The 16,291-nt window shown below is 67.3% G+C and carries 15 protein-coding genes and 2 pseudogenes; 9 read left to right on the plus strand and 8 right to left on the minus strand.

Annotated elements, in window-relative coordinates; translation table 11 throughout:
- A partial coding sequence (locus ACK5F2_RS13660; RefSeq protein ID WP_409865453.1) for a septal ring lytic transglycosylase RlpA family protein occupies positions 1-831 on the minus strand: 831 nt, incomplete at its 3' end.
- A 110-nt stretch (positions 832-941) separates the two neighbouring features.
- On the opposite strand from ACK5F2_RS13660, the gene ACK5F2_RS13665 reads away from it, so the two are divergent.
- Both ACK5F2_RS13665 and nadC read left to right on the plus strand, forming a co-directional pair.
- Entirely contained in the window at positions 942-1,640 is a 699-nt protein-coding gene (locus ACK5F2_RS13665; RefSeq protein WP_409865455.1) for a fumarylacetoacetate hydrolase family protein, read from the plus strand.
- A 25-nt stretch (positions 1,641-1,665) separates the two neighbouring features.
- Entirely contained in the window at positions 1,666-2,541 is an 876-nt protein-coding gene (gene nadC, locus ACK5F2_RS13670; RefSeq protein WP_409865457.1) for a carboxylating nicotinate-nucleotide diphosphorylase, read from the plus strand.
- Positions 2,542-2,554: 13 nt separating this feature from the next.
- On the opposite strand, the gene ACK5F2_RS13675 is transcribed toward nadC, so the two are convergent.
- From ACK5F2_RS13675 to ACK5F2_RS13690, 4 genes are all read right to left on the minus strand, one after another.
- Complete coding sequence (locus tag ACK5F2_RS13675) at positions 2,555-3,289, minus strand: peptidase (RefSeq protein WP_409865459.1); 735 nt, start codon at positions 3,287-3,289, stop codon at positions 2,555-2,557.
- Positions 3,290-3,298: 9 nt separating this feature from the next.
- Positions 3,299-4,120, minus strand: coding sequence for a transglutaminase domain-containing protein (locus ACK5F2_RS13680; RefSeq protein ID WP_409865461.1), 822 nt, complete (start codon positions 4,118-4,120; stop codon positions 3,299-3,301).
- Between the two features lie 17 nt (positions 4,121-4,137).
- Positions 4,138-5,106, minus strand: coding sequence for an alpha-E domain-containing protein (locus ACK5F2_RS13685; protein ID WP_409865463.1), 969 nt, complete (start codon positions 5,104-5,106; stop codon positions 4,138-4,140).
- 84 nt (positions 5,107-5,190) lie between these two features.
- Positions 5,191-6,618, minus strand: a complete 1,428-nt coding sequence (locus tag ACK5F2_RS13690) for a circularly permuted type 2 ATP-grasp protein (RefSeq protein ID WP_409865465.1) — start codon at positions 6,616-6,618, stop codon at positions 5,191-5,193.
- Positions 6,619-6,880: 262 nt separating this feature from the next.
- Here ACK5F2_RS13690 and ACK5F2_RS13695 point away from each other — a divergent pair, with 262 nt between their 5' ends.
- The 4 genes from ACK5F2_RS13695 to ACK5F2_RS13710 all read left to right on the plus strand — a co-directional run bounded on the left by ACK5F2_RS13695 (position 6,881) and on the right by ACK5F2_RS13710 (position 12,326).
- A complete protein-coding gene (locus ACK5F2_RS13695; RefSeq protein ID WP_409865466.1) occupies positions 6,881-8,401 on the plus strand; it encodes an alpha/beta fold hydrolase in 1,521 nt (506 codons plus the stop codon).
- Positions 8,398-9,192, plus strand: a complete 795-nt coding sequence (locus ACK5F2_RS13700) for an ATP-binding cassette domain-containing protein (RefSeq protein ID WP_409865468.1) — start codon at positions 8,398-8,400, stop codon at positions 9,190-9,192. Before ACK5F2_RS13695 ends, ACK5F2_RS13700 begins: the two co-directional genes overlap by 4 nt.
- Entirely contained in the window at positions 9,189-10,379 is a 1,191-nt protein-coding gene (locus ACK5F2_RS13705; RefSeq protein ID WP_409865470.1) for an ABC transporter permease, read from the plus strand. Before ACK5F2_RS13700 ends, ACK5F2_RS13705 begins: the two co-directional genes overlap by 4 nt.
- Before the next feature lie 906 nt (positions 10,380-11,285).
- A complete protein-coding gene (locus ACK5F2_RS13710) occupies positions 11,286-12,326 on the plus strand; it encodes a GSU2403 family nucleotidyltransferase fold protein (RefSeq protein ID WP_409865472.1) in 1,041 nt (346 codons plus the stop codon).
- 416 nt (positions 12,327-12,742) lie between these two features.
- Here the strand turns inward: ACK5F2_RS13710 and ACK5F2_RS13715 are convergent, their stop codons facing one another.
- A complete protein-coding gene (locus ACK5F2_RS13715) occupies positions 12,743-12,958 on the minus strand; it encodes an antitoxin Xre/MbcA/ParS toxin-binding domain-containing protein (protein WP_409865474.1) in 216 nt (71 codons plus the stop codon).
- A 270-nt stretch (positions 12,959-13,228) separates the two neighbouring features.
- Here ACK5F2_RS13715 and ACK5F2_RS13720 point away from each other — a divergent pair, with 270 nt between their 5' ends.
- From ACK5F2_RS13720 to ACK5F2_RS13730, 3 genes and pseudogenes are all read left to right on the plus strand, one after another.
- On the plus strand, positions 13,229-13,603 hold the full coding sequence (locus ACK5F2_RS13720) for an antitoxin Xre/MbcA/ParS toxin-binding domain-containing protein (protein WP_409865476.1): 375 nt from the start codon (positions 13,229-13,231) through the stop codon (positions 13,601-13,603).
- A 14-nt stretch (positions 13,604-13,617) separates the two neighbouring features.
- Positions 13,618-14,328: an RES family NAD+ phosphorylase gene (locus ACK5F2_RS13725; RefSeq protein ID WP_409865478.1), complete on the plus strand. Its 711-nt coding sequence runs from the start codon at positions 13,618-13,620 to the stop codon at positions 14,326-14,328.
- Between the two features lie 134 nt (positions 14,329-14,462).
- Positions 14,463-14,591, plus strand: a pseudogene (locus ACK5F2_RS13730) (IS1595 family transposase); the annotation flags it as partial.
- A 125-nt stretch (positions 14,592-14,716) separates the two neighbouring features.
- Here ACK5F2_RS13730 and ACK5F2_RS13735 read toward each other — a convergent pair.
- Together ACK5F2_RS13735 and ACK5F2_RS13740 are read right to left on the minus strand one after the other, a co-directional pair.
- A complete protein-coding gene (locus ACK5F2_RS13735; RefSeq protein ID WP_409865481.1) occupies positions 14,717-15,475 on the minus strand; it encodes a thermonuclease family protein in 759 nt (252 codons plus the stop codon).
- Positions 15,476-15,504: 29 nt separating this feature from the next.
- Positions 15,505-16,291 (minus strand): annotated as a pseudogene (locus ACK5F2_RS13740) (hypothetical protein); the annotation flags it as partial.

A 16,291-nucleotide genomic window follows, 5' to 3' on the forward strand; every position in this document is an offset into this window, starting at 1 on the left:
CTCACGGCCTATGGCCGCCATCAGTCGCTTGAAGATGGAGTCGCCGTTGCCGCCAGCCAGCAGGGCGGCGGGGTCGGCCCGGGCGCCGGCCACCACGCTGGGGGCGGGCGCGGGTGCCGAATCCCGTGGGCTGCGCAGCAGCGCGGTGCTGCTTGACTCCGGTGCGCCGGCGGCGCCGCTGGGCATGAAGAGCGGCGCCGGTTCGGCCGCGGCCAGGGCCGTGCCATCGGGCGGCGTGCCGCCTCGCATCCAGGCGCCGGTACGGATGTCATCGTAGGTGATGCGCTCCACCTCCACCGGCGCCACGCCGCGCAGCAGGTCCAGCTTGAGCGCGGCGGTGTAGCTGAGGTCGATGACGCGGCCCTTGTGGAAGGGGCCGCGGTCGTTGACGCGCACGATCACCTCGCGCCCGTTCTTGGGGTTGCGCACCCGCGCATAGCTGGGCAGCGGCATGGTGGGGTGCGCGGCCGACATGGCGTACATGTTGTAGACCTCGCCGGTCGAGGTGGGGCGGCCATGGAACTTGCGGCCGTACCAGGAGGCCAAGCCGCGCTCGACCAGCGGCCGGTCCTCGGTCATGGGCTCGTAGCGCTGGCCCAGCACCTCGTAGGGCTTGTTGGGCCCGCCCCTGCGGATGGGCTCCAGGCGCGGCTGGGCGTCGGGCACCTTGTGCAGATCGGGCGGGACGACCGCGTCGGGGCCGTCCTTGTCGGGCCAGCTCTGCACCGGCCGTGGCGTGCCCGCGGGGGCCTCCCCCGGCTGAGGCGCGCGGCTGGCACAGCCGGCCAGCAGGGCCAGCAGCAGCGGGGGCAGCAGGAGTGGCGAGGGCATGCGCATGGGCGCGATGGTAGCGTCTGCGCATTGCGCACAAGCCCGACGAGCGGGCCCGCATGCTTGGCTATGCTGGCGCATTGTTCAGTCTTGCGGAGCTACGCCACATCATGACCGATTACGTCTTCCCGCCCCAGGAACAAGCCAGCGTGGCCGTGCGCGGCAGCGCGCAGCGCTATGCCGTGCACCGCATCTTCTGTGTGGGCCGCAACTACGCGGCTCACGCCCGCGAGATGGGCGGCAACCCCGAGCGCGAGGCGCCTTTCTACTTCAGCAAGCCGGCCAATGCCCTGCTGCCCTCGGGCTCGGACATGGCTTATCCGCCCGGCACCCAGAACCTGCACTACGAGATGGAGCTGGTGATCGCCCTTGGCGCACCGGTCTTCAAGGCCTCGCCCGAGACCGCGGGCGCGGCGGTCTGGGGCTATGCCGCGGGCCTGGACATGACCCGCCGCGATCTGCAGGCCGAGGCCAAGGCCGCCGGCCGGCCCTGGGACACGGCCAAGGGCTTCGAGCAGTCCGCCGTCATCAGCGAGCTGGTGCCCGTGGCCCAGACGGGCGAGCTCAAGGCCGGCGCCATCACCCTGGCGGTGAACGGCGTGGAGAAGCAGCGCGGCGACCTCTCGGACATGATTTGGAGCGTGCCCGAGATCGTGGCCAATCTCTCCCAGTTCTATCACCTCCAGCCCGGCGATCTGATCTACACCGGCACGCCCGAGGGCGTGGGCGCGGTCAAGCCCGGCGACCGCATCACGGGCCATATCGAGGGCCTGGGCGATTTGAGCCTGACAATCACGGCTCCCGAGTAAACCGCGACCCCTGCCGCTTGTGCCGATGTTCGACCACAACGAAACCCTCGAAGAAGCCCGTGCCCGCAATATCCGCGAGGCGCTGATGGAAGACATCGGCGTGTGCGACTGGACCGCCCAGCTGGTGCCGGCCGGCCGCCGCGTCAAGGCCCAGGTGCGGGTGCGCGAGGCCGCGGTGCTGTGCGGGCGCGACTGGTTCGAGGGCGTGTTCGCGGCGCTGGACACCACGGCGCGCATCCACTGGCATTACGCCGAGGGCGCGCGCATGGTGGCCGACACCCTGGTCTGCGAGATCGAGGCCGATGGTCGCGCTCTGCTCTCGGCCGAGCGCCCGGCCCTGAACTTTCTGCAGCTGCTCTCGGGCACGGCCAGCATCACCCGCGCCCATGCCGACGCCATCGAGGGCGCCAGCCCGCACGCGCGCGGCTGTGCGGTGCTGGACACGCGCAAGACCGTGCCGGGCCTGCGCCTGGCGCAGAAATACGCGGTGCGCGTGGGCGGCGGCGCCAACCAGCGCCTGGCCCTCTATGCCGGCATCCTGATCAAGGAAAACCACATCGCCGCCGCCGGTGGCGTGGGCGCGGCCCTGCGCGCGGCCCAGGCCCTGAACGCGGGCGTGGACATCCAGATCGAGGTGGAAGATCTGGAGGAGCTGCGCGAGGCCCTGGACGCGGGCGCCAGCAGCGTGCTGCTGGACAACTTCGGCGAGGCCCAGATGAAGGCCGCCGTGGCCCTCAATGAAGCGCGTGGCCGCCCGGCCCTGCTGGAGGTCTCGGGCGGCGTGGCCCTGGAGCAGCTGCGCTGGATTGCTGCCACCGGCGTGGACCGCATCTCCATCGGCCGCCTGACCAAGGATGTGCGGGCGGTGGACTACTCGATGCGGGTGCTGGGGCCGGTTTAAACGGCTTCAGCGCTCAGCCGCCGAACCAGTCCTCGTCCGGCAGCTTGGCGAACACGCGGCGCAGGCCCTCGCCCCAGCCGCGGCTGAGCTTGAGGAAGTAGGGGTCGGTGGCTTCCACGCGGTGCGGGGCCGCGGGGGCCAAGCTGTCGCTGCGGTAGATCAGCATATCGATGGGCAGGCCCACCGAGAGATTGCTGCGTATGGTGGAGTCAAACGAGATCAGCGTGCACTTGGTCGCCTCGTTGAGGCTGGAGCCGTAGCGAATCACGCGGTCGATGATGGGCTTGCCGTACTTGGACTCGCCGATCTGGAAGTAGGGCGTGTCCTCGGTGGCCTCGATGAAATTGCCTTGCGGGTAGACGTGGAAGAGGCGCGGCGCCTCGCCCCGGATCTGGCCGCCGATGATGAAGTTGGCGCCGAAGTCCACGCCCTGGCCCAGGGTGGCGTCATTGGCGTCGCGCGCCACCACCTCCTTGAGCGTGCGGCCCAGCAGCTCGGCCGCCTCGTAAAGCGATTCCACATTCAGCAGATGCCGGCCCTCATGGCCGCAGCGCTGGCGCAAGAGGCTGATCACGCTCTGCGTGGTGGCCAGATTGCCGGCATTGAGCACGCAGATCAGGCGCTCGCCCGGCGCCTCAAACACATTCATCTTGCGGAAGGTGGAGATGTGATCCACCCCGGCATTGGTGCGCGAGTCGGAGGCGAAGAGCAGGCCCGCCTTGAGCCGCATGGCAACGCAGTACGTCATGAGGCCGGATTATTGCTGCTGGGCCGCGGCACCGGCCAGGCTGACCTGCACCAGGGTGTGCAGCACTTCACCCCCGCCGCCCAGGCGCATGCCGCGCACGGGGCAGGCGTCCAGGTAGTCCGCGCCGATGGCCAGCTTCACATAGCGGCCGTCGGCCAGGCACTGGTTGCTGACATCAAAGCCCAGCCAGCCGCCCGCGGGGCCGGGCAGGCGCACCTCGGCCCAGGCGTGGCTGGCCACATGCTCGGCATCGGCCGCCAGATAGCCCGAGACATAGCGCGCCGGCAGGCCCAGGAGGCGCGCGCAGGTGACAAAGACCTGGGCATGGTCCTGGCACACACCCAGGCGCGAGGCAAAGGCCTGGGCCGCGGGCGTGGCGGCATCGGTGACGCCGGGGGTGTAGGGCATGTGCTCGCCCAGGGCCTGCATCAGGGTGTGCAGGGCGGCCAGGGGCTCCAGGCTGCCGGGCGCACCCGTGCAGCGCTGCACGAACTCGCGCAGGGCCGCGTCGGGCTGGGTCAGGGGCGACTCGCGCAGAAAGAGCGGGGCGGGCAGGCCGTCCTGCGCATCGGGCTGGGGCGGGCCGTCCGCGGTGTCCACCTCGCCACGGGCGTAGAGATGGATCTCCAGGCCGGGGCGATCCAGGGTCAGCACATGCATCACATTGCCATAGGCATCGCGCGATTCGCTGGCACGCGCGGGCAGGTCCAGCTGCCAGCGCAGCACGCGCTGGCGCGCATCGCTTTGCGGCGTCAGGCGCAGGTACTGGGTGCTGCGCGCCACCGGGGCGTCGTAGCGGTAGATGGTCTCGTGGGAGATCACCAGATGCATAGCCTTGCCTCCCAGGCTCAGTTGGCTTCCAGGTAGGCGCTGCGTATGGCCTCGCCCAGCCCGGCCGATTCGTCCAGAAAGCCGGTCAGCCAGCGGTGCAGGCCGGCGTCCAGGATCTCGTCCACCCGACCATACTCCAGGCGCAGGGCCAGGCGGCCGGCCAGCAGCTTGACCTGGCGGCCGGCGTCCTGGGCGCCGGGGTTGGCCTCGATCTGGGGGAGGATGGCCACGAAATCAACGCAGCAGGCGCGCAAGCTGCGCGGCACATCGGGCCGCAGGATCAGCAGCTCGGTCACACGGCGGCCGTCCAGGCTGTCGCGGTAGGCGGCGTGGTAGGCCTCGAAGGCCGAGAGCGAGCGCAGCAGCGCGCTCCAGGCGTAGAAGTCGGGCGCGCTCTCGCTGGGTGCGTCCACCGGCATCAGGGAGTCCACAGCCGGTTCGATCAGCTGGGACTTCACGTCCAGCAGGCGCGCGGTGTTGTCGGCCCGCTCCACAAAGGTGCCCAGGCGGATGAAGCAGTAGGCGTCGTTGCGCTGCAGCGTGCCGTAGGTGGCGCCGCGAAAGAGGTGGGAGCGCTCCTTGACCCAGTCGAAGAAGCTGGAGACGCTGGGGATGCCGCGCTTGGGGAACTGGCGGCCCTCCAGCCAGGTGCTGTTGATGGCCTCCCACATCTCGGCCGTGATCTGGCCGCGCACCGCATGGGCGTTCTCGCGCGCCAGCTTCAGGCAGCTCAGCACCGAGGCCGGGTTCTCCAGGTCCAGGGCCATGAAATTGAACAGGGCCTGGGCATCGAGCTTGGGGTGGCGGGCGCTGTAGGCCTCCAGCGCGCCGGTCACGGCCAGGGGCGCAGCCAGCTCGGTGAGCGCGCCGCGGCTTTGCGGCAGCAGGGACAGGGAGTGCGTCACGTCCAGCATGCGCACCAGGTTCTCGGCACGCTCCACATAGCGGCTCATCCAGTAGAGCTGGGCTGCGGTTCTTGACAGCATGATCAGGCCTCCCGCCGGGCCGTCCCAAGGGAGGCCTGCGCCCCCGTGGGGGGCAGTGAACACAGTGAGCGTGGGGGCATCATTTCAGTTCTCCAGAATCCAGGTGTCCTTGGTGCCGCCGCCTTGGCTGCTGTTCACCACCAGGGAGCCCTGCTTGAGCGCGACGCGGGTCAGACCGCCCGAGACCATCTGCACCTCGCGGCCGGTCAGCACAAAGGGCCGCAGATCGATATGGCGCGGGGCGATGCCGCTCTCCACGAAAGTGGGGCAGCTGGACAGGCACAGCGTGGGCTGGGCGATGTAGTTGCTGGGGTTGGCGCGCACGCGCTCGCGGAAGGCATCCACCTCGGCGGCCGTGGCGGCCGGGCCCACCAGCATGCCGTAGCCGCCGGCGCCATGCACCTCCTTGACCACCAGCTCGGCCATATGGGCCAGCACATGGTCCAGATCGGCGGGCTTGCGGCACTGCCAGGTGGGCACGTTGTGCAGGATGGGCTCCTCGCCCAGGTAGAAGCGGATCATGTCCGGCACATAGGGGTAGATGGACTTGTCGTCCGCCACCCCGGTGCCGATGGCATTGGCCAGGATCAGATGGCCCTTCTTGTAGACCGAGAGCAGGCCCGGCACGCCCAGCATGGAGTCGGCGCGGAAGGCCAGGGGGTCGAGAAAGGCGTCGTCGATGCGGCGGTAGATCACGTCCACCCGCTGCGGCCCCACCGTGGTGCGCATATAGAGGTAGTCGTCCTTGACGAAGAGGTCCTGCCCCTCCACCAGCTCCACGCCCATCTGCTGGGCCAGGAAGGCGTGCTCGAAATAGGCGCTGTTGAAGGGCCCCGGCGTGAGCACCACCACGGTGGGGTTGTCCACGGTGCTGGCGTGGCGCAGGGTGTTGAGCAGCAGGGTGGGGTAGTGGGCCACCGGCGCCACCTGGTAGCGCTCGAAAAGCTCGGGGAAGAGCCGCATCATCATCTTGCGGTTCTCCAGCATGTAGGAGACCCCGCTGGGCACGCGCAGATTGTCTTCCAGCACGTAGTAGCCGCCGTCCGAGTGGCGGATCAGGTCCACCCCGGTGATGTGGGCGTAGATGCCCAGCGGCAGGTCCAGGCCCTGCATGGCGGGCTGGTACTGGGCATTGGCAAAGACCTGCTCGGCCGGGATCAGGCCGGCCTTGATGATCTCGTGATCGTGGTAGATGTCCCACAGGAACTTGTTCAGCGCGCTGACGCGCTGGCGCAGGCCGGCCTCCAGCAGGCGCCATTCCTCGGCCGGCACGATGCGCGGCACGGTGTCGAAGGGGATCAGGCGCTCGGCGCCGGCCTCGTCGCCGTAGACGGCGAAGGTGATGCCCACCTTGTGGAAGAGCAGATCGGCCTCGGCCCGCTTCTTGGCCAGGGCCTCGGGCGTCTGGGCCTGCAGCCAGTGGGCAAAGGCCTGGTAGTGCGGGCGTATCGCCCCGCTGGCCAGCAGCATCTCGTCATGGTGTCCCGAGGGCGGGAGGGTCAGGGCATGCATCGGTCGCACTCCAACAGCGTGTCAGATGGGGCAGACGCAAGCCCCGTGCCCAGTCTCTGACACCGAAAACGCCCTGGTATGGTGCCTGAAACGGGAGGCACCGCCGCAGTGCACGCGGGCCTGCGCTGTCTTGGTGCGGCGCATGGGTCTGCCGGATGGGCCTGCCATTCATCCGCCCGGCCGGCCATTCGTCGCATGGGCGGCCACCTGACCCGCCCGGGCTGAGCACAATCCCTATCGTTCCAACCCGCTGTCATCCACCATGAATCTGCCCCTGTGGCTGCGCCGACTGCACGCAAGAGGTGCGGCTTCGTCCCTGCTGCCTGTCCTGCTGGCCGGCCTGGCCGTCCACGCGCCCGTCCGCGCCGAGGCCGAGCTGGCACTCAAGCCCTGCCGCCTGCCCGGCTTCCCGACCGAGCTGCAGTGCGGCGTGCTCAAGCGCGCGCTCGATCCCGCCCAGCCCCAGGGCCGGCAGATCGAGCTGCAGCTGGCCGTGGTGCCAGCCCTGGCGCGCAACAAGCTGCCCGACCCCGTGGTCTTTCTGGCCGGCGGGCCGGGGCAGTCGGCCATCGAGCTGCTGCCGGTGCTGGCCGGCCGCATGGACCGGCTGAACCAGCGCCGCGATCTGGTCTTTGTGGACCAGCGCGGCACGGGCAAGAGCGCCTCACTGGCCTGCCGCGACGAGCGCCATCTGCCCTTGAGCAAGCAGCTGGACCGCGAGGCCATGCTGCAGGAGCTGCAACAGTGCCGCGCCGAGCTGCAGCAGCGGCCCCATGGCGATCTGCGCTTTTTCAGCACCTGGATCGCCTCCCAGGACCTGGACGCGGTGCGCCAGGCCCTGGGTGTCAAGCAATGGAATGTGATCGGCGGCAGCTATGGCACACGCGCCGGCCTGGACTATCTGCGCCAGTTCCCGGGCTCGGTGCGCCGCGCCGTGCTCGACGGCCTGGCCCCACCGGATGGCGTGCTGCCCCTGAGCCTGAGCCAGGACGGCTACGAGGCGCTGCACACCTTGCTGAACGAATGCGCCGCCGAGCCCGGCTGTGCCCGGGCTTTCCCCGAGCTGAGAGCCCAGTGGGAGCGGCTGCTGGCCAGCCTGCCGCGCGAGCTGAGTCTGCGTCACCCCCTTACCGGCAAGAGCGAGACCGTGCGCCTGCAGGCCGAGGACCTGGTGATGCGCCTGCGCAGCCCGCTCTATGTGCCCAGCCTGCGCAGCGCGCTGCCGGCCGCCATCGCCCAGGCGGCTCAAGGCAACTTCGACGCCCTGCTGGGTGTGGCCAGCGGCATGTCGGGCGGACGCGGCGGCCAGCTCTCGACGGGCATGCATTTCTCGGTGATCTGCAGCGAGGACTATCCGCGGCTCGCCACCCGGGACGCGGCGGCCCTGAGCGGGCCGGCCGCCTTCTACGTCCGGGTCTGCCGCGACTGGCCACGCGGCGAGGTGCCGCCCGCCTTCTACGAGCTGCCCAAGGCGCAAAGCCCGGTGCTGCTGCTCAGCGGCGGTGTGGACCCCGCCACCGCGCCGCGCCATGGCGAGCGCGTGCTGCAGGCCCTGGGCCCGCTGGCTCGTCATGAGCTGGTGCCCGGTGCCGGCCATGGCGTGATGGGCCTGCCCTGCATGCGTGACACCCTGGCCCGTTTCATCGAGGCCAAGACCGATGAGCAGGCCCTGGCGCTCAAGACCGATTGCGCCGCCCGCATGCCCCTGCCACCGGCCTTTGTGCCTCCCAATCCCGAGCTGCCGGCGCCGGCGGCCCGTCCCACTGCGGAGAAGCGTCCGTGATCAGCATCGACCGTATCAGCAAGCGTTTCAAGACCGCCACGCAGCGCCAGCCCGGCCTGGCCGGCTGGCTGGGCCGCCGCCAGGGCGGCTGGGTGGAGGCCGTGCGCGAGGTCTCGCTCAGCGCGGGCGATGGCCGCATCACCGGCCTGCTGGGTGCCAACGGCGCGGGCAAGACCACCTCGCTGCGCATGCTGGCCGGCCTGTTCCGGCCGGATACCGGCGCCATTGCGGTGGACGGCATCGATGTGCTGCGCCAGCCCCGCCAGGCCCTGGCCCGCATGGGCATTCTGGGTGATGCCCATGGCCTGTACCCGCGGCTTACGGCGCGCGAGAACATCGTCTATTTCGGACAGCTCCAGGGCCTGAGCGCTGCCGTGGCCAGCCGCCGTGCCGAGGAGCTGGCCCAGCTGCTGGAGCTGGGCGCCATCCTGGACCGGCGTGCCGAGGGCTTCAGCCAGGGCGAGCGCATGAAGACCGCCCTGGCCCGCGCCCTGGTGCATGACCCGGCGAACATCGTGCTGGACGAGCCCACCAACGGCCTGGACGTGCTGGCCACGCGCAGCCTGCGTGGCGCCCTGCGCACCCTGGCGCGCGAGCAGGGCAAGTGCATCGTCTTCTCCACCCACATCATGCAGGAGGTCGAGTACCTCTGCGACGAGGTGGTGGTGGTGGCCCAGGGCCGCTCGGTGGCCCGCGGCAGCGTGGACGAGCTCAAGCAGCAGGCCGGCTGCCGCAACGTCGAGGACGCTTTTGTGGCCCTCGCCTTCGCGCCGGCCCAGGAGGCCGCATGAACATGATGCCCAATCCCTCGGTCCTGAACCATGTGCTCGTCGTCTTCCTCAAGGAGCTGCGTGAGGCCCTGCGCGACCGCCGCACCCTGCTGCGGGTCTCGCTGCCGGGCCTACTGATGGGGCCCTTGATGTTGTTTGCGCTTTCCATGCTGGTGGCCCAGTTCGAGAAGCAGGCCGAGCAGCGCGAGATCGTGGTCGCCGGCATGGCCCAGGCGCCCAGCCTGGTGAACTATCTGCAGCGTCAGAACTACAGCGTCAAGGAGGCGCCGGCCGACTACGAGCGTCAGCTGCGCGAGTCGCGCCTGGCCAGCGCCGTGCTGGTGGTGCCGGCCGGCTTTGAGCAGGCCCTGGCGCGTGGCGATGAGGCCGAGCTGGAGGTGGTGACCGACAGCGCCAACACCCGGGCCAGTGCCAGCGGTGGTGGCGTGGCGCGCCGGGTGCGCGGCTTCAACGACGAGCGTGCCCGCCTGCATCTGATGCTGCGCGGCGTCAGCCCCGAGCTGCTCAGCCCGGTGAGCCTCACCGAGCGCGATCTGGCCAGCCCCGGCGCGCGCGCCGCCCGCATCACCGGCATCATTCCCATGTTCGTGATCATGGCCGTGCTCTATGGCGCGCTCACCGCGGCCCTGGACACCACCAGCGGCGAGCGCGAGCGCCAGAGCTTGGAGCCCCTGCTGGCCAACCCGGTGCCGCATGGCGCCCTGGTCCTGGGCAAATGGCTGGCGGTGGCCCTGATGGGGGCGGTGGTGGCGGCCCTGGCGAGCTTCAGCTTTCTGCCAGCCCAGCTGCTGATCAAGAGCGATGCGCTGGCCGCCCAGTTCCGCTTTGGCTGGATGGATGCCACCTTGTTCGCCCTGCTGCTGATGCCGGTGGCCGCGGCCATGGGCGCCCTGCTGATGGCAGTGGCCATACGCACCAAGACCTTCAAGGAGGCTCAGGCCAGCGCCAATCTGGTGATCATGGTCTTCAGCCTCATGCCCCTGCTTGCCATCATGAATCCCGGCGCGGACGCGGCCTGGCACTACTGGCTGCCCGGCCTGGGCCAGTACCAGCAGATGATGCAGCTGCTCAAGGGTGAGGTGCTGCGCCTGGATCAGTGGCTGCCGCCGGTGCTGACGGCCCTGCTCATCATCAGCGGCGCCATCCTCTATGTGGGCCGCGCCATGCGGGCCGCGGCCAGCCGCTGAGGGTGGCTGGGGCGCAACAAGCCGGTGCGTATAGCGGCGCCGGCTGCGCCAGGCGGCTTGATCCAGCGCAAAGCTCCGCGCCAATGGCCGGCAGGCGCGTCTGAGCGAGCTCGCGGCAAGAACTGGCCCCGGGCTCGGTCCCGGCCGGGGCGCCAAAAAACGCAAACGCCACCCGAGTGTGGAACTCGGCAATTGTTTGTCGCCTTGTCCGGCAATTGCTCACCGGACAAGACGCATTTGCTGCCGAAAACTTCGACAAACCCGCCTAAGTCCGGGATGGCGTCCGGCAATTGATGCGCAGACTACGCATTCGTCCGGCAATTGATGCGCATGACCTAAGCGATATGAATTCGCGATGTAGATTGAGAGTGGGTATTTACTTTTTACTACACGCTAGGGTCGCAGGACGATCCAGCTGTTGCGGCTCAACCGAAGACTGAGCAATCGCGAACGAAGTGCTCATGACGTTGTTGGCCGGATACGTATTGAAGTCGATAACCCATATTGCGCTCATGGTCTCATCCTTTGGGTTGGATTAACTTGCCCTGAAGCTGTTGCGACCCATGTCGTCGTAATGAGCCAACTGCTTACAACGGGCACGGCGATACCGAGGAACGTCGTGGCAAGGTTCTTCATCAGGACACTGCACCATGCCGTACGGGTGAACCACGTCAAAACTGCTGCGAAGCCAATCACCGTGCACGCGACGGCATAGCGGCCCCTCCATCCTCAGGCCCCGCCAGCTTCGCAAAGAGTGGTCAATTGCGACGACCTTCTGGCTCATTACGGTAATTACCGTAACTACTGTGCAGTCGCTGCTGGAAGGCCCACCAGCAAATACCGACGAGTCGGAAGCGATGGTCAGAAGTTGATGTACTACGTCTTGTAAAAAGGTAGTATATAAGCATGTTCGTCGACAACAGCCTGGCAGCTCAGGCCGCCTACTCCTCCGTGCTCTCCGCAGCCCGGATGGCGCAGCTCAATCGATCGCCCGCCGACCTTCCAGGTGGCTTCGCGTCGAAGCTGATTCACGGCAAGCGGTACCACTACTACCAGCGCAAGGGCCCGGCCGGCCTCGAGCAGATCTATGTCGGTCCGGATGACGAGGCAACCCGCGCGCTCATCGAAGCCGCTCACGACGAGACGGCGGTTGCGAACCAGGCGCACTTGCGCAAGCTGTCCAACGCAGCTGCAGCCTTGGGCTGCTACACGGTCGCACCGAAGCATTTCCGAGTGCTGAAGCGCCTCGCTGATCACGGCGTGTTCTCGGCCGGCGCCCTCGTGGTGGGCACGCACGCCTTCCTCGCCTACCAGAACGTCTTGGGCGTGCTCTGGGGTGATCCTGGCCAGACAGTCGACCTTGACTTCGCCCACGCGGGCAGAAACCTCTCATTGGCTGTGGCGCCGAACGCCCGCGTCGATGCACACTCGGCGATCGAGTCCCTGCAGATGGGCTTTGTGCCGGTGAACTCTCGAACACGCTACGTCAAGCCGGACGAGCCGGACTTCGATCTGGACTGGCTAACCTCCCGGACGCGAACCGGTGACGCGCCGGTCGAATGCCGTGCGCTGAACGTGACCCTGCAGCCGCTACGCTTCATGGAGCTGGCGCTTGAAGCGCCCATCCCGGCGGCCCTGCTGGGCAGCACTTCGGCCATCGTCGTGAACCTTCCGGCGCCGGCCACCTACGCCGTGGGCAAACTGCTCGTGGCCGCCGAACGGACCGGGGACAGCCGATCAAAGACAAAAAAGGACATCGCTCAGGCCGCTGCGCTGATTGACTACTTCGTGCAGCGCGATCCTGACACCATCGTCGAGATGGTCGTCTCGACGCGTGCACGCGGCCCGGCTTGGCGCAAGGCCTTGGACGTTGGCTTGGATGCCCTGAACCGAGCGTGGCCTCGGGTCGGTGAGAGCCTGGCCACAGCGACCGAACAAGGGAAGTGAGCGGGCACTACGTGGGCTCTCGACGCCAGCGCTCGGCCGCGAGTCGATCCATCTCCTGATTGGCGATCTCCCGCGTCCGGTCCCGCTCTGCTTGCTCTGCCTCAGCCTGCAAGCGAGCCTAGCTGTGTTGAGATCGTCCAGGGGCCGTTCGACTCTAGGCAGTAGGCGCTCGAAGCACGAGATCCGCCTTGATGTGAGGCGACCCAATCGCCGACCCAGAGCAGGCCGCCCGGACCAAATGAATTGCGCCATCAAGTTCCATCAAGCGCTCACGCAGCTTGCCGTTGCCGTCGTCGCGACGGTCGGTAGCGCAGTGTGCTGGCACTCATGACGACCAGTTCGATCCTCATAAGGCTGCCACCAGCGGCAGGCCGTTGGACACCTTGAGCGGGCGGCGAGATGCTGGGGACAGCAGTTCAGACGACCCCGCCGTACTTCACCGCCACCAGGATCCTTCTGACGGCCTCGGCGCCGGCCTGGGTTTCGCATGCGGACTTGGGAGTTGCGCCGGCCAAACTCTGATGCGGGCGATCCATCCATTTGATCGCCTCGTCCACCGTAGCAAACACGTCGGACGCCAAGGTCAGTAGATCCGCTTGCGCCCCGTTGGAGTTGAAGCTGTCAGTCAGCATGTTGTTGGACTCCGCGCCGCATGGCAAAACATACGAGATGAAAAAATAGGCTCATTGCTCACTAGTTGTTGATGAGATTAGACGCCGATGGCCAGAGCGAGGAATGGTGCGGGCTAGCGCCGACGGTGGTTGTCGCATCGCGAGGGCGCGCGCCCGGCGCACAGCGCGGTGGAGAGCGCCATCTGACTCTCGTTATGCCTCTGTGCATCGAAGAATTCGACTCTGCGGTATTATTCTTTCCACAGAAATTGAAGCAGCCGAGGAAGAGCCATGCAAGCCAGCCCTGTGATGGAAGTCGACCGCACCTATGTGCTGGGCAAGGCCACGCAACGTGCTGCTGACGCCCTGGGCTTGAATGGCCGCGAGCTGGCACAGACCGTCGGGTTCAGTGAGCCGACGGTGTCACGCATCCTGAAAGGCGAACGTGGCATTGACCCCGCCTCCAAGGAAGGCCAACTCAGCCTCATGCTGGTGCGCGTGTTTCGTTCGCTCGACGCACTGGTGGGCGGCGACGCCGCAAAGCGCCAGACTTGGATGACGTCGCACAACTCGGCCCTGAACGGCGTGCCGGCGGCACTTATCCTCACGGCCGAAGGCCTGGGCCGCACGCTGGCCTACCTCGACGGCATGCGCGCTCCGATCTGATGGCCTCCGCGCCAATGGAAACTCAGTTCGCCTGGGACCCGGCATGGTTCCAGGCTTGCGCGCTGGCCGAGATGACAGCCTGGCGAGGTGTGGAGAGCCAAGCGCAAGTCGCCACATGGCGGCTTGTCGATTCCGGCGCCGAACACGACGCATTGGAAGAAATGCTGGAGGTTTCGAAGCCCCCGCTGCCTGAAGGCTGCGAGGGCCTCCACTACCTGCTGTTCACACCGTTTCGATACACCTCACCCTACCCGTCGCGGTTTCGGCGCCCGAACGAGGCGGGCATCTGGTACGGCGCCGAATCGGTGGAGACCGTCTGCGCCGAGCTGGCCTACTGGCGCCACCGCTTCATCTTGGACTCGGCCGGCTTGTCCAAGGATGCCGACGGACTGCTGACGATGCACACGCTCTTTCAGACTCGCGTCCACGGTCAGTCCATGAACCTGACGGAGGCACCTTGGGATGCTGGGCGCGCCCAGTGGACACACGGCGCCAATTACAGCAGCACACAGGCCGTCGCCACCGAGGCACGCGTTCATGGCGTCGAGTGGATTCGATACGAGTCGGTGCGCTGTCCAGGGACGCACTGCGCAGCGGTTCTTAGCCCGCGGGCACTGCGCACAGTTCCCCCCTTCGACATGCAGGAATGGGTCTGCAGCGCAACCCGCGCCCGGGTGATCGTCACCCACAAGGACAGTGGCAGGACTTTCAGCTGGGACTTCTAGAGTCAGCTCCCGTGGACGCGTTGGGGCTCTGTCGCAATAGCGCTGTTCGACCGTGGAGCGGCCTACTCCGATTGCGCGGCCCCAGGATTCATAGCTCTTCGATCCAGGGCCAAGGGTTTGCATCGTAGTTGTTGATGCGCCGCCTCAAGGGCGTGGCCCGTTCTTACCTGGCCAGCTACCTGGGCTGGGTCCTCGCCATCGACCGGTCCGCCCAAACTCCGCGCCAGCTCGCACCATTCCTCGCTCTGGCAGTTGTCGTTTGAGCTCACCAACAACCAATGAGCAAAGAGCAAAGAGCAAAGAGCTAAAAAAGCATACCCCGCTGACGGGCTGGTCACCGATCAAAGGGGAGGTGCGGTCTGGGGTGCCATTGTGACCGCGGCGGGCGCTACGCGAGCTCTCGACGCCGGCGCTCGGCCGCGAGTCGATCCATCTCCTGATTGGCGATCTCCCGCGTCCGGTCCCGCTCTGCTTGCTCTGCCTCGGCCTGTATGCGCGCCTGGCGGTAGGCCTCAGCCGATGCCTTGGTGATCTCGTCTTGCCGTTCGAGCCAGGCCGAGATCCGCTTCTCATAGATGGAGAAGACGAGCCCAAGCAGGGTGAAGCAAGCCAGACCAGCAACTGCATACAGCCACCAGCGCGTGTACTGACTGACCCGAGCCCGAAAGTCCCGAGGTGCCTCCACGCGATCCTGAGACCACAAGCCCTGTCGCGCCCGCTGAGCTTTGGACAGGGCGGCCTGATACTGCTCGCGGTCGGGATGGTTCTGCTCATCGAAATAGTCGCGCCAAGCCAGGCCGCGGCGAACCAACTCGAGGTTCACGATGTGGCCATGCGGCTCGACCACCTCGACTAGGGTGATGCCGTCTCGGTCCCTACCGCGAATCTGTGCCGTCACTTGCCGGCCGAGCACCATGGCAGACAGGGCTGATTGCGCTTCATCGGCGAAGGGCTGACCGGGCGCGGGCGCGTCGATGAAGGCCAGGCGCAACTGGTGTTCACGCTGCCGGACGTCGACCAACGTGATGATGTCGCCACCCACGACGCCAATGACCTGACCGTGCAGCGGTTCGTCAGCCCATGCCGGCACCGCCAAGCCGAGGCCTATCGCGCAAACCGCGGCAAGATGTCGGACAAGCTCAATCATCACTTCTCCTCTGAACGGTAAAGGACCGCTCAACGCTTGGTTCCGACGATCAAGTCGCGCAGCACCCGTTTGGCGAGCTCAGGCTCCCCATTGGCGGCCAACTCGATCGCTTCACTCAGCAGCGCCTCAACAAAGCCCGGATCGTCCTTGGCGCGCGTCGTCATGGTCAGCGTGGTATCGGTCGTCAAGCGCCCTTCGAAGTCCTGAAGCACCTCTTCAGGCAGAGGGGCATCAAAGTTTGCGGGCACATCCAACTTCCCGCTCAGCATTCCTATGGCGCGGCGCTTTCGGGCTGCATCGACTTTGGCTCTCAACTTCTCGATGACTTCTTCGGCCGGGATCCAGTCGCCCGCGGCGATAGAGCGCTTGATGGCATCTCGTCCGCGCCGCTCGAACTCGGCTTGGCGCCGCAGGCGTTGCCTTTCGGCCCACTCGAGTCGTCGGTACTCCCAGCGGATGCCCCTCACGGCGCCGGTCAGCGGCGCGAAGTAGAGCCGAACGCTGTGGCCGAAGAAGGCTTGGAGCGAGGACAACCGCCGCCGAAGCGCAGGCGGCTCATGGAGTGGCATGCGGTCTTGAACCTGCATGTCGTCCGGCTCCTGCAGCGAAGCGTCCGCAGCATTCGGAAACTCGCCGCCGTGCCGTTTCGGGTCGAACAGGCCTAGGCTCTTGGCACTCGGGTCGTCGATCCGCAGCCACGGTCCGAGAACGTCCTTGAGGCAGTGCTGGCACAGGTCGAGTTGGACGTGGTTGCCATCGCCAAAGATGGAGGCATAGCCGGCCTTCAGATCGATGCTGACGAACTCTTGATACTCC

This window comes from Roseateles sp. (assembly GCF_046300915.1).
In the GTDB taxonomy this organism is placed as follows: Bacteria; Pseudomonadota; Gammaproteobacteria; order Burkholderiales; family Burkholderiaceae_C; genus Kinneretia.